Below are 12,795 nucleotides of genomic sequence, written 5' to 3'. Positions count from 1 at the left end.
GATCGCGATGGTGGTGCCGCCCTGGCTGTCGGTGCCGCCGCCGGGCTACGGCGGACTGGAACAGGTGGTGGCCGGCCTGGTCGACGCTCTGGTCGCCCGAGGCCACGCGGTGACCCTGATGGGTGCCGGTGCGGCCCACGGCACCGCCGCCGACTTCCTGGCCACCCTCGACGAGTTGCAGTTCGACCGCCTCGGCGAGGCGCTGCCCGAACTGGCTCACCTGGCCCGGGTCAACCATCTGCTCAGTCCCGCCGACTTCGACATCGTGCACGACCACAGCACGATCGGTCCGCTGGTGGCCGGCCGGCGGGAGGTACCCACTGTGGCGACAGTGCACGGCAACCCGGTGGGCGAGTACGGGACGGTGCTCAGCGACACCGACCGTGGGGTCGGCCTGGTGGCGATCTCACACACCCAACGGGGGTTGAATCCGCACCTGCCCTGGGTGGGCACCGTGCACAACGCGATGAGCCTGGACGACTTCCCGCGCAAGGACGTCCCCAGCAACGGCCCGGTGCTGTGGCTCGCCCGGTTCAGCCCGGACAAGGGGCCGGAGTTGGCCATCCGCGCCTGCCGGGCCGCCGGTCTGCCGCTGGTGCTGGCCGGCAAGTGCAACGAGCCCGCCGAGCGGCGCTACTACGACGAGGTGATCCGGCCGATGCTCGGGCCGGACGTCACGGTGCTGCTCGACGCCGACCGGAAGGCCGTGTTGCGCCTGCTGGTCGAGGCGCGCTGCCTGGTCATGCCGATCCAGTGGGAGGAGCCGTTCGGCATCGTGATGCTGGAGGCGATGGCGACCGGGACACCTGTGGTGGCGCTGAACCGGGGAGCGGTGCCGGAACTGGTCCGCCCCGGGGTGAGCGGGTTGATCTGTCAGCGGCCGGACGAGTTGCCGGCGGCGCTGCGGCGGGCCTCCGACCTGGACCCCAGGGACTGTGTGGCACACGTGGCCCGGACCTTCTCCACCGAACGGATGGCCGCCGGCTACGAGGAGGTGTACCGCCGCTTCCTCGCCGCGGCGACCCCGCGTGGCGCGCTGCGCGAGCCGGCGCCTGTCACTCCGGCATGACCGGACGCGCCACTCACACCTGCGCGGCGCCGAGCGCGGTGATCGCCGCATCCAACTGCTGTGCGTACGCCTGACTCAACCCGTTCTCGCGCAGCCGGGTGGACACCTTCTCCCGGAGTCGGGCGACCCCCGGCCCCAGTTCGCCCTCGCCGCCGGTCACCGCCCGGGTGAGGTTGCGCAGCTCGTTGCGCAGGTCGAGGCCGACGTCCTCGCGGATGCCCCCGTCGGCGAGACCGGCACCGATCACCTCGTCCAGGCGGTTCGCCGCCTCGACGAGGCTGTCGCCGCCCGCCGGCGGGGTCGGTGCGCCAGATGTCGCCGACGGCGTCGGCTGGGTGCTCGACGGCACGGCGGTCGGCGAGGTGCTGGCGGTGGCCTCCGGCCGGACCGGGTCGGGTGACGCGGTCGGTCCGGTGGTGGGCAGGACGGCGGGCGGCCCGTCATCGTCCTCCTTCAGCAGCGCCGGCACCGCCAGCGCCGCCGCGACGAGCGTGGCCAGCGCCGCCGTGACGAGCAGCGGGCGACGTAGCCGCCGGGGGTCGTCACCGGTGACCGGTGCCGGGCGCGGCAGCCGTCGTCCCCGCCCCGGGTCGGCAGCGGAGACCGGTACCGGCCCGGCATCCCCGACCCTTCCGGTACCGGTCCCGGCGTCGCTGCCGTCCGGGTGTCTGCCGGTGTGGTCAGCGACGCCGGCGGCGGCGAGCGGGATGCCCGCCGCCGTGCCGGAGGCGACCCCGGTGAGGGCGGGCTGGAAGGCTGTGGGGCCGGCGGGCGGTGGCACCCAGGCGGGCACCGGGGCCGCGTCGGCCCGTCCCACCGAGGGCAGGGTGACGGTGGGCGCGAGCATCGTGTTGGCCTGCGGATCGGCGGGCAGCATCTGGTCGCGCAGCACGGTGGCCACCTGCCGGGCCGTGGGGCGGTCGGCAGGATCCCGCGACAGGCACCGCAGGCAGATCTCGGCCACCGTCGTCGGCAGCCCCGGCACCTCGGCCAGCGAGGGCGGTGGCCCGTCGGCGAGCGCGACGGTGAGTTCGTCCCAGGTGTCCGCCGGATACGGCACCCGCCCGGTCAGGGTCTCGTGCAGCAGGACGCCGAGCGAGTAGACGTCGGTCGCGGGTTGGGCCGGAGCGCCGTCGAGCCGTTCCGGTGCCACGTACGCGGGAGTGCCGAAGGTGGCACCGTCCTCATCGTCGTCGGGGGCACCGATCCGGGTGGCGATGCCGAAGTCGAGCACCTTCGCGCCGACCTGGGTCATCATCACGTTGGCCGTGGTGATGTCGCGGTGCACGATGCCGAGTCGGTGGGCGGCGGCGAGCGCGTCGGCGACCTGCGCGCCGATCTCCACCGCCTGCGGCCACGGCAGCGGGCCCGCGGTGAGCCGGAACTCCAGCTCCTCCCCGGCGAGCAGTTCCATCACCACGAAGGAGGTGATGGCGCCGTCCGGCGACACCGTCTCGCCGTAGTCGTGCACCGAGGTGACGTTCGGGTGGACCAACTGTGCGGCGGCTCGGGCCTCTTCCCGGACCATGTCGCGGAACCTGGCGTCGGCGGCCAGTGACGGGGCGAGCACCTTCAGTGCGACCACCCGGTCGAGTACCTCGTCGTGGGCCCGCCAGATCACCGACATGCCGCCGGAACCGATCTGGTCGATCAGCCGGTACCTGGTGGCCAGCAACCGGCCGGGCTGCAGTGCTGGCTTCACGGATCGCACCTGCCTCATAGGTGGGAGCGGTATCAGGTTGCGCGAATGTTGCCCCCCTGTCAACGGGCCTCGATGCGACGGGTGCCTCCGGAGCGGTGGGTGTCGCGTCGGGCGGGGCGCTCTACGTCGCGCCGGGGCGTACGGGTGGGCCCGCCGGGGCGCGGCCGTGCCAGGATGAACGGCATGGCGCGGGGACCTGTGGCTTTCGTGCTCGGCGGCGGGGGAGTCCTGGGCGCGGTCGAGGTGGGCATGTTGCGGGCCCTGTTCCGGGCTGGGATCCGGCCGGACCTGGTACTCGGCACGTCGATCGGCGCGGTCAACGGCGCCCTGGTGGCCGCCGACCCGACCGAGGCGGTGACCGACCGGTTGGTCCGGCTCTGGGCCTCTCCGGAAGCCAGTGAGGTGTACGGCGACTCGGTCGCCCGCCAACTGCGGCGTTTCGCCGCCCGTACCCATCTGCACTCGCCCCGGCCGTTGCGCAAGCTGTTGGAGAACGAACTCGGTGCCGACACCACCTTCGCCGACCTGACGATTCCGTTCCGCTGCTGCGCGGCGAACATCGAGCGGGCCGCCGAGCACTGGTTCGTCAGCGGGCCGGTGGTGCCGGCGGTCCTGGCGTCCGCCTCGGTGCCGGGGCTGCTGCCGCCGGCCCGCATCGGCGATCAGCACTACGTGGACGGCGGGATCGTCAACTCCATCCCGATCGGCGAGGCGGTCGCGGCCGGCGCCGGCCGGATCTTCGTACTCCAGGTGGGCCGGATAGAGCGGGCGCTGGCACCGCCACGGCGGCCCTGGGAGATCGCCCAGATCGCCTTCGAGATCGCCCGCCGGCACCGGTTCGCCAGGGAGATGGCCGCCCTGCCCGACGGGGTCGAGGTGCACGTGCTGCCGACCGGTGGGCTGGAGCCGCGTGACGACACCCCGTGGGCCTACCGGGACATGGCGGCGGTGGGCCGACGGATCAGCCGGGCGTACTCGGCCTCCCGGCACTACCTGGCCAACCTGGACCGCTGATGCCGTTACCGCCGCGTTGGCTGCGCCGACTGCTCCTGGCACCCGGCGTGGTGCTGCTGGCGATCCTGTTGGTCACCACGGTGCCGCTGTGGGTCCTGCTGGCGCTCGCCGCGTCCCCGTTCGTCCCCGGGCACCTGCGTCCGTTGCGGTTGCTCTGGATCGGCTGCTTCTACCTGGTGTGGGACGCGGCGGCGCTGCTCTGCCTCTTCGTGCTGTGGGTCGGCTCCGGGTTCGGCTGGCGGGTGCGCTCTCCGGCCTTCCAGCGGGCCCACTACGTGCTGGCCGGCTGGTTCCTGCGGGTGTTGTTCTGGCAGGCCAGGTGGACGCTGCGGCTGAGCATCGACGTGGTCGGCACCGACCCGGACACCGCCCTGCCGGGCCGGCCGGAACTGGTGCTGTGCCGGCACGCCGGTCCGGGTGACTCGTTCATCCTGATCCACGCCCTGGTGAACTGGTTCCGTCGCGAGCCACGGATCGTCCTCAAGGACACCCTCCAGTGGGATCCGGCGATCGACGTACTGCTCAACCGGCTGCCGAGCCGGTTCATCGCGCCGGGCCGCGACGGCCGGGGCTCACTTACCGACCAGGTCGGACATCTCGCCACCGGGCTGGACGACAACGACGCCTTCGTGATCTTTCCGGAGGGCGGCAACTTCACGCCGAAGCGCCGGCTGCGGGCCATCGCACGGCTGCGCGACCGGGGACACGAGCGGATGGCGCTGCGGGCGGAGGCGATGCGGCACGTGCTCGCCCCGCAGCCGGGCGGGCTGCTGGCGGCGCTGGACGCGGCACCCGACGCCGGAGTGATCTTCGTGGCCCACACCGGTCTGGACCGGATGCTCACCGTCAACGACGTGTGGCGCGAGCTGCCGATGGACAAGCGGCTGGTGATGCGGTTCTGGTCGGTGCCGCCGGAGGAGGTCCCGACCGACCGTCAGCAGCGCATCGACTGGCTCTACGAATGGTGGAGTCGGATAGACGAGTGGATCGCGACCAATCACGACGACGCGACGTAGGGTGCGCCTGTGGAGCAGATCAGCGTGGTGACGACGGTGGTCGACGCGCGGGCGGTCGCCGATCTGCTGGCCGCCGCAGCGGTGGCCGGGCGGCTGGCGGCCTGCGCGCAGGTCGGCGGTCAGGTGGACAGCACGTACTGGTGGCAGTCGAGCGTGGAGACCAGCACCGAGTGGTCGGTGCAGTTCAAGACGGCACCCGACCGGGTCGACGCGTTGGTCGAGCAGTTGCGGGCCAGCCATCCCTACGAGGTGCCGGAGATCCTGGTCAGCAGGGTGGACTGCGGTCATCCGGGCTACGCCGCCTGGGTCTTCGAGCACACCCGTTCCTGAGTACGCGCACTCTGGCGTCGGCGGTACCCGGCGGTCGAGGATGACGGCGTGGACAACGCCTACCCCTGCCCGGCCTGCGGTTCGTCGGCAAATCTCGACTCCGGCTGCACCGGCTGCGGCCGGCCGCCGCATTCGGCCGCCGCCGAGGTTATCCGGCTCGACCGGGAGATCGCCGTGCTGGGCGGTGAGGTGCAGCGGGCCCGTCAGGCGTACGAGGGGCTGGTCGGGCGGCTCGACGCGGTGCGGCGACGGCGGGGGGAGCTGGCCGCGGCGGTCCGGGCGGAGTTCCCGGTGTCCGTGACGGCACCGGGCCACCGCCCGACGCCGGCCGTCGGCGGACACCCGGGACCCGCTCCGGTACCGGCCGCACCCGTGCCGGCTCCCGGCGGGCGGCCCGGTTCCGCGCTGGTTCGCCCGGGCGGTGCGGAGACCTCGACGCGGACCGTGCAGGGTCTGCTCTTCGTCCTGGGTGGACTGCTGCTCGGCACGGCGGCGACGGTCTTCACGGCGGTGGCCTGGGCGTCGGTCGGGGTGGCTGGCCGGGCGGTGATCCTGTTGGCGTCCACCGCGCTGCTGCTGACCGTGCCGTTGGTCGCCCGCTGGCGTGGGCTGCGCGGCACCGCCGAGACCTTCGCCGCCGTCGGGCTGCTACTGGTACTGCTCGACGGGTACGCCGCCTGGTCTGTCGACCTGTTCGGGGTGACCGCCTGGCCGGGCAGCCGGTACGCGGCGCTGGTCGCGGCGGTCGGAGCGGCGGTGGCCCTGGGCTACGCCCGACTCAGCCGACTGGCCGTGCCGTGGTTCGCCGCGTTGCTCGTCGTCCAGCCGGTACTGCCGTTGCTTGCGGCCGAGGCCCGTCCGGAACCGGCCGGCTGGGCTGTGGTCTTCGTCGGGGTGGCGCTTGTCGACCTGGCGGTGGTCGCCGTCCTGCGGCAGCGCGCCGGTGTCGTCGCGGACGAGGGGGTCGCGACGACACCGGCGATGCGACTGGCCGGTGGCGCGCTGGCCTGGACCGGTTTCGCCGGTTGGCTGCTGCTCGCCGCCGGCTGCGCACTGGTGCCGTTGCTTGTCGGCCGGGCGGGTGGCATACCGCTGGTGGCCGGTGTGCCGATGCTGCTGGTGGCGCTTACCGCGCTCGGCGCGGCGTTGCTGGCCGGCGGCGAGCCGGCGCGGGCGCTGGCGGGCGGCGCGCTGGTGCCGGTGCTGGCCGGAGCGATCGTCCGTCCGGTGGTGGAACTGCGCGCATCGGTGTGGCTTGTGGTGTCCGCGCTTGTCGCGGCGCTGCTGGCCGGCGCGATACGGCTGCTGCCGCGCAGTTGGCGGGCCGGTCCGCGGGTGGGGGCGTTGCTGGTGGCCGGCGGCGGGGGGCTGCTGGCGGCGTTGGCGGGGCTGCTGCTGGCCGGAGCCGCAGTGGTCCGGTCGTTGCCGCCGTGGCAGGGGGCCACGGCGGGCCCGGAGTTCGCGTGGGGTTGGCAGCTACCGGTGGCTGTGGCGCTCACCTCGGCTGCGGTCGCGTTGCTGCTGCCTCGGGCGGTCCGGCCGGCGGTGCTGGCGGTCGGTCTCGCCGCGACCGCGTTCGCCGCGCCTGTCGCCTGGGCTGCGTCGTGGCCGGCGGTGGTCGCTATCGACCTCGCGGTCGGGGCGGTGCTGCTGGTCGTGGCGGTGGTTCGTCCGACGTTGCCCACCGTGACGCTGCTTGCCGCGACGTCGGCCGGTGCGGCGTTGCTCGGGCACGGGCTGTTGGTCGGGCTGGCGGACCCGATCGGTGCCGGCGTCGCCTGCGCGGTGATCCTCGGCGTCGGCCTCGGCGTGGCGGTTGCCTGTCGACAGGGCGATCCGGTGCGGCGGGCCGTGGCCGGGTGCGGTCTGGCCGCCGCTGTGCTCGTGGTACCGGCTGGGGCGGCGGTCGCACTGATCGGCGTCGGGGCACCCCCGTGGTGGCAGGCCCGGGCGGCGCTGACCGCCGTCGCGTTGCCGGCGGTGGCGCTGCTCGCGCTGCGCCGACGCTGGCCCGAGCTGACCGGGTACGCCTCGACCGGGCTCGCCGTGGTGGCGCTGCTGACCGGCTTGTCGCCCCTGGTCGTACCGGGTGCCGAGCGGGTGGCGGTGTACGCGGCGGTGGCGGCGTCGCTTGTCGCGCTCGCCGGGTTCTGGAGCCGCCCGGTGGGGCTGTTGCCGGTGGCCGGGCTGGGCCTGGCCGCAGTGGCGGTGCTGGCGGCCGTGCCGACGGTGGTGAGTGCGCTACTGACGCCGTACGGCCCGCCGCCCGCGCTCTGGTCCGGTGTCCCGGCTACCCGGTCGGCACCGGACGCGCTGCCGGTCGGCCTGGCGCTGGTGCTGCTGGCGGTGGCGGCGGCCCTGGCCACCTGGCCGGCGTCCCGCACCGACTCCGCGCAACAGCGATCCGTTGACGACGGTGGCGTTGCGCCCGGTGCTGCTGGTCCCGCCGGTGGCCGGGCCGCTGCCTGGCGGGTCGCCGGGGTGGCGCTGCCCTTCCTGGCCGCTGCCGGCCCGGTGCTGCTGGTCGCCGCCGCCGTGCCCTGGCCGGTGGTACCGGCGGCGGCGCTGCTGGGTGGGGTGGCACTACTGCTCGCTGTCGCGCTGCGGCCCCTGGACGGTTTCTTCGTGCGGGCGGCGGTGTCCGTCGGATTCGTGCTGGCGGTGGCCGGACTGCTCAACCTTCAGGCCACCGAGACCGCGACCCTGGCCGGGCTGGGCCTGGTGGCGGTGGCGGCGACTGTCGTCGGAGTGGGTGCCCGTCACCTCGCGGTACGCGTGTCCGGCTGGCTGGTCGCGGTGGCGGCGGCGACCGGCTTCGCGGTCACCGCTCCACTGGCCGGTGGGCAGCCACCCCGGGTGGCGGCGTTCGCGGTGCTCGGCGTCGCCGCGCTCACCCTGCTGCTCGCCGCGACGCTGTCGGGCCGGGGGAGTCTGCCGGGCGCGGTGGCACAGCCGGTTGCCGCGCCGGCGTCCACCCTGGCAGCCCCCGAGGTGCCCCGGAGTGGCGCTCCAGCGGTGCTGCTGGGCCGGGTGCTGGACGCCGCCGCACAGGTGGTCGCGTTGCTCGCGCTGCTGCTCACCCTTGGCGCACTCCGGCACGCCGCGACGATCTGCGTGCTGTGGGGCGTCGCGACGGGTGTCCGGCTGTTGCGTCGGGACGAGTCGCTCGGGCGGCGCTGGGTCTTCGCCGGCATCGGTGGTGGCAGCGAACTGCTGGCCGTCTGGCTGCTCCTGGTGGCCGGCGGAGTGAGCGTGCTGGAGGCGTACACGGTGCCGCTGGCGGCGCTGGCGCTCGCCGCTGGCACGGTGGCGCTGCGGACCCGGCCCGGGCTGAACAGTTGGCTGGCGCTCGGCCCTGGCCTGGCCGCCGTGCTGCTGCCCAGCCTGGCCGCTGTGCTGTTCGGCACCGACCCGCAGCCCTGGCGGCGGCTGCTGCTCGGCGCCGCCGCTCTCGTCGTGACGCTGCTCGGCGCGGTACGCCGCTGGCAGGCGCCGGTGCTGCTCGGCGGGGGCACGTTGGCCCTGCTCGCCCTGTACGAGCTGGTGCGCAATTGGGACCTGCTGCCCAGGTGGGCCTTCCTGGCCGTCGCCGGGCTGGCGCTGATCGGCCTGGCGACCACCTACGAGCGCCGACGTCGGGATCTGCTGCGGCTGCGATCCGCAGTGGGCCGCATGAGCTGACGGCTGTCCGGGCCGCTCGCCTCACCGCCACGCCTGCCCGGGTACCCCTCCGCTGGGCGCCGCCGGCCGCCACGATCAGGGGCGCCGGCCGGCACCGGTAGGGTCTGGCCATGGCAGAGGTGCTCACCGCCGAGGCGGTGCGAAACGAGCTGGGTGGGCTGGCGGGCTGGTCGGGGGACCCCGCCGGGATCACCCGAACCGTGGAGCTGGCCAGCTTCCCGGACGCCATCGCAGTGGTGGACCGGGTGGCCGCGACGGCCGAGGAACTGGACCACCACCCCGACATCGACATCCGGTGGCGCACGGTGACCTTCCGCTGCGTGACCCACTCGGCCGGCGGAGTCACCGAACGTGACCTACGGCTGGCCCGGCGGATCGACGAGATCGTGGAGGGTGCCCGATGAGGTTCGAGATCAGCAAGGTGTTGGACGCCATCGAGGGGCGGGTCTGCACCGACCCGCAGTTGGCCCGCGCGGTGCTGGACCTGGCGGAGATCATCCGCTACCAGGACCTCGACGGCGGTCGTCCGGCCAGTTCACTGCGCCTCGGTATGGTCATCGACGCGCTGGCGCGCAGCCTGGAGGAGGACAACGTCCCGGTCTACGCGGTGGTGCACCGGGGGATGCTCTCCGACGCCGACCTCACCTCCAACGAGCGGATGGTGGTACGCAGGTGGGCCGACGACGGTCTGGTGGAGGTGCTCGACAACCCCGGTGACCGGATGCTCGAGGTGGCCGACCTGCTCGGCCTGCCGGTGCTCAGCCGGGTCCGTTTCGACGGGCTGCGGGGGCGGTTCCCGTGGCTTGTGGAGCAGCCGGGCCGGGTGCTGGCACCGGTGCCGGGTGCCGGCGGTCCGGTCTTCATCGCCCACGTCGGCGGCGGCCACACACCTGTGGCAGGGCCGCCCGCGCCGGCCGGTGCCAAGCTGCTGTCCCGCGAATGGCGCTGCCCGGAGTCCGGCTGCACCCTGTTCGGCGGTGCCGGCGGCGGTGGCGCCTTCGCCGACCTGGCCCGGATCGACCGCGTGCCGACCGGGCAGCCGCCACCGTCGCTGCGCAACGGCGTACCCACCTGCCCCCGGCACGGCGCGCGGTTGCGGGACGCCGGTCCCCGGCCGCGCAGCGAGGTGCTCGCGGTACGCGTCGGTGGCCTGATCCGCCGTCGCTTCGTGGTCACCGAGGAGCAGCCGGTGGTGATCGGCCGGGCGCCGGAGGGCTCCGGCGGTGTCATGCTCGGTCAGTGGCTCAACGACGAGGCGCGACGCTGGATCAGCCGCAACCACCTGCGGCTGGAGCTGCGCGGCGGCGACGTCGTGGCCACCGATGTCAGCACCAACGGCTCCGGCGTGCGCCCGGGCGGCTCCCTGGCGGAGGCGGACCGGATCCCGCTGGCCCCGCAGCAGTCCCGGGTGCTCGGGAACGGCGACATGGTGGAGCTGTACCCGGGGGTGCAGGTCGGCCGCCCGAACGAGTTCCCGGCGGGAGCGCCGTACAACCCGGACTCGGTGATGTCCGAGGCACCGACCATGGCGATGCGCCTGCCCCGTTGAACGCCGGTGGGCGTCGGGACCAGGTCCCGACGCCCACCGGACGGTACGACCGCTCAGCCGGCCAGTACGGCGGCGACCTGCGCCACCGCGTGGTCGATCTCCTCCTCGGTGATCACCAGCGGCGGGGCCAGTCGGATGGTCGAGCCGTGCGTGTCCTTGGCCAGCACTCCCCGCTCCATCAGCCGTTCGCAGGCTTCCCGGCCGCTCATCAGGGACGGGTCGAGGTCCAGGCCGACCCAGAGGCCCCTGCCGCGTACCGCGACCAGCCCCTTGCCGATCAGCCCGCGCAGGCCGGCGTGCAGCCGCTCGCCCAGGTCGGCGGAGCGGCGCTGGAACTCACCGGTGGCCAGCAGTCGGACCACCTCGGTCGCCACCGCGCAGGCGAGCGGGTTGCCACCGAACGTGGAACCGTGCTGCCCGGGCCGCAGGACACCGAGCACATCGGTGTCGGCGGCCACCGCGGAGACCGGCACGATGCCGCCGCCGAGCGCCTTGCCCAGCAGGTACATGTCCGGCACGACGCCTTCCTGCTCGCACGCGAAGGTGGTGCCGGTGCGGCCCAGGCCGGACTGGATCTCGTCGGCGATGAACAGCACGTCGCGCTCGGTGCACAGCCGCCGTACGCCCGGCAGGTAGCCCTCCGGCGGCACCACCACGCCCTGCTCGCCCTGGATCGGCTCCAGCAGCACGGCGACCGTGTGTTCGTCGATCGCCTCGGCCAGCGCGGCCAGGTCGCCGTAGGGCACCACCCGGAAGCCCGGGGTGTACGGCCCGAAGTCCGCTCGGGCGTCCTCATCCGTGGAGAAGCTGACGATTGTGGTCGTACGCCCGTGGAAGTTGCCCTCCGCGACCACGATGTTGGCCTGGCCGCCCGGTACCCCCTTGACCTGGTAGCCCCACTTGCGGGCCACCTTGATGCCGGTCTCGACAGCCTCGGCCCCGGTGTTCATCGGCAGCACCAGGTCCTTGCCGCACAGCGCCGCCAGCTCCCGACAGAAGTCGGCGAACTGGTCGTGGATGAACGCCCGACTGGTCAACGTCAGCTTGTCGAGCTGGGCGTGCGCGGCGGCGATGAGCGTCGGGTGCCGGTGACCGAAGTTCAGCGCCGAGTAGCCGGCCAGACAGTCGAGGTAGCGCCTGCCGTCCACGTCGGTCACCCAGGCGCCCTCGGCTGAGGAGATCACCACCGGCAGCGGGTGGTAGTTGTGCGCGGTGTGGCGCTCCGCATCCTGCACCGCGGCAGGGGTCCGCAGCATGTCCTCGATCATCGGTTCGCCTTTCCCTGACGGAGTCGCAACGTGCAGCACTTCGGACCGCCGCCAGCCTTGCGCAGCTCGGACAGGTCGACGCCGATCGTCTGGTAGCCCCGGTCGCGCAACGTGGCGGCCAGACCGGTGGCCTGCTCGGGCAGCACCACGTGCCGGCCGTCGCTCACCGCGTTGAGACCGAGCACCTCAGCGTCGGCCAGGGTGGCGTGCACGGCGTCCGGGAAGAGCCGGCGCAGCACGGCCTGACTGCCGGGCGAGAACGCCTCCGGCAGGTACGCCACGGTCCGCTCGTCGAGCACGGTCAGCGCGGTGTCCAGGTGGTAGAAGCGCGGGTCGACGAGCTGCATGGTGATCACCGGGTAACCGAAGACCTCCTGGAGCTGGGCGTGCGAGGCGTGCGCGGTGCGGAAACCGGTGCCGGCGAGCAGGTGATCACCGGCCAGCAGGACATCGCCCTCACCCTCGTTGACGTGCTTCGGGTCGTACATCTCGAAGCCGGCGGCCTCGAACCAGGCGCGGTACGCGGGCGCCTCGTCGGCGCGCTGCGGGTCCCGGAACTGCACGGCCATCGCCCTGCCGTCGATCACGGTGCCACCGTTGGCGGCGAAGACCATGTCGGGCAGGCCGGGTACCGGCGCGATCTCCTCGACGGTGTGACCCAGGTCCAGGTAGACCTCGCGCAGCCGCTCCCACTGCCGGACGGCGAGGTCGACATCGACCGGAGCGGTCGGGTCCATCCACGGGTTGATCGCGTAGTCGACGGCGAAGTACGTCGGCCGGCACATCAGGAAGCGCTGGCGGGTGGCGTCCATCGTCATGTGTCCTGCTCCAAGCGTCGGGCGCGCCCGGCCACCGTCGGCCCACGGGCTGGCGCCGTGGCTCAACCGTATGCGGGTCCGACGAGCAGGATCCACCGCGAACCCTTGCATTCAGCGGCAGAACGTTGCGTTTACCACCCACCCAGCGGACTTTCATTGCGCGAGAGCCCCGGTCGGGTCGATCCGCTTGTCGGCTGTCCCTGATCGGCGGGCCGGCACGTTCGGTCACGGTTCGCCGCCCGGACACACGTCGGCGGCGGCGAACCGCCCCCGGACATACGTCAGGGGCGGCGAACCGCCGCCCCTGACGAGCGTGTGCGCCCGGCTGGTGAACCACCAGATCTGATC

Annotated in this window: 10 protein-coding genes; 7 read left to right on the top strand and 3 right to left on the bottom strand. The window is 73.6% G+C overall.

Translation table 11 applies throughout. The annotated features are described in order from the left end of the window. The first annotated feature begins 7 nt into the window (after positions 1–7). Positions 8–1,069 carry a glycosyltransferase family 4 protein gene (locus Van01_RS17685; protein ID WP_204008545.1) on the top strand — a complete coding sequence of 354 codons (1,062 nt, stop codon included), beginning with the start codon at positions 8–10 and terminating at the stop codon, positions 1,067–1,069. A 13-nt stretch (positions 1,070–1,082) separates the two neighbouring features. Here the strand turns inward: Van01_RS17685 and Van01_RS33095 are convergent, their stop codons facing one another. Continuing rightward, positions 1,083–2,771, bottom strand: a complete 1,689-nt coding sequence (locus Van01_RS33095) for a serine/threonine-protein kinase (RefSeq protein WP_239099137.1) — start codon at positions 2,769–2,771, stop codon at positions 1,083–1,085. A gap of 183 nt (positions 2,772–2,954) precedes the next feature. Here Van01_RS33095 and Van01_RS17670 point away from each other — a divergent pair, with 183 nt between their 5' ends. From Van01_RS17670 to Van01_RS17645, 6 genes are all read left to right on the top strand, one after another. Then, positions 2,955–3,785, top strand: a complete 831-nt coding sequence (locus tag Van01_RS17670) for a patatin-like phospholipase family protein (RefSeq protein WP_204008405.1) — start codon at positions 2,955–2,957, stop codon at positions 3,783–3,785. Further along, positions 3,785–4,801 carry a 1-acyl-sn-glycerol-3-phosphate acyltransferase gene (locus Van01_RS17665; protein WP_204008403.1) on the top strand — a complete coding sequence of 339 codons (1,017 nt, stop codon included), beginning with the start codon at positions 3,785–3,787 and terminating at the stop codon, positions 4,799–4,801. The genes Van01_RS17670 and Van01_RS17665 overlap by 1 nt, the downstream gene beginning before the upstream one ends. Before the next feature lie 9 nt (positions 4,802–4,810). Then, a complete protein-coding gene (gene cutA, locus Van01_RS17660) occupies positions 4,811–5,131 on the top strand; it encodes a divalent-cation tolerance protein CutA (RefSeq protein WP_204008401.1) in 321 nt (106 codons plus the stop codon). A gap of 48 nt (positions 5,132–5,179) precedes the next feature. Further along, entirely contained in the window at positions 5,180–8,812 is a 3,633-nt protein-coding gene (locus Van01_RS17655) for an SCO7613 C-terminal domain-containing membrane protein (RefSeq protein ID WP_204008399.1), read from the top strand. Positions 8,813–8,922: 110 nt separating this feature from the next. Continuing rightward, on the top strand, positions 8,923–9,216 hold the full coding sequence (locus tag Van01_RS17650; protein ID WP_204008397.1) for a 4a-hydroxytetrahydrobiopterin dehydratase: 294 nt from the start codon (positions 8,923–8,925) through the stop codon (positions 9,214–9,216). Then, a complete protein-coding gene (locus Van01_RS17645) occupies positions 9,213–10,361 on the top strand; it encodes an FHA domain-containing protein (protein ID WP_204008395.1) in 1,149 nt (382 codons plus the stop codon). The genes Van01_RS17650 and Van01_RS17645 overlap by 4 nt, the downstream gene beginning before the upstream one ends. A 53-nt stretch (positions 10,362–10,414) precedes the next feature. Here the strand turns inward: Van01_RS17645 and rocD are convergent, their stop codons facing one another. Together rocD and ddaH are read right to left on the bottom strand one after the other, a co-directional pair. Further along, complete coding sequence (rocD, locus tag Van01_RS17640; RefSeq protein WP_204008393.1) at positions 10,415–11,629, bottom strand: ornithine--oxo-acid transaminase; 1,215 nt, start codon at positions 11,627–11,629, stop codon at positions 10,415–10,417. Next, positions 11,626–12,441, bottom strand: coding sequence for a dimethylargininase (ddaH, locus tag Van01_RS17635; RefSeq protein ID WP_204008542.1), 816 nt, complete (start codon positions 12,439–12,441; stop codon positions 11,626–11,628). Before ddaH ends, rocD begins: the two co-directional genes overlap by 4 nt. Positions 12,442–12,795: the final 354 nt, after the last annotated feature.

The sequence above is a fragment of the Micromonospora andamanensis genome, from assembly GCF_016863495.1.
In the GTDB taxonomy this organism is placed as follows: Bacteria; Actinomycetota; Actinomycetes; order Mycobacteriales; family Micromonosporaceae; genus Micromonospora; species Micromonospora andamanensis.
Note: the sequence above shows the minus strand (reverse complement) of the source record. Positions and strands in the feature narration are given on the sequence as shown.

Bases quoted from the DNA above. Each gene is read 5' to 3' on its own strand.
- Van01_RS17685 (WP_204008545.1), top strand. From the start codon at position 8: ATGGTGGTGCCGCCCTGGCTGTCGGTGCCGCCGCCGGGCTACGGCGGA.
- Van01_RS17670 (WP_204008405.1), top strand. From the start codon at position 2,955: ATGGCGCGGGGACCTGTGGCTTTCGTGCTCGGCGGCGGGGGAGTCCTG.
- Van01_RS17665 (WP_204008403.1), top strand. From the start codon at position 3,785: ATGCCGTTACCGCCGCGTTGGCTGCGCCGACTGCTCCTGGCACCCGGC.
- Van01_RS17650 (WP_204008397.1), top strand. From the start codon at position 8,923: ATGGCAGAGGTGCTCACCGCCGAGGCGGTGCGAAACGAGCTGGGTGGG.
- Van01_RS17645 (WP_204008395.1), top strand. From the start codon at position 9,213: ATGAGGTTCGAGATCAGCAAGGTGTTGGACGCCATCGAGGGGCGGGTC.
- rocD (WP_204008393.1), bottom strand. From the start codon at position 11,629: ATGATCGAGGACATGCTGCGGACCCCTGCCGCGGTGCAGGATGCGGAG.
- ddaH (WP_204008542.1), bottom strand. From the start codon at position 12,441: ATGGACGCCACCCGCCAGCGCTTCCTGATGTGCCGGCCGACGTACTTC.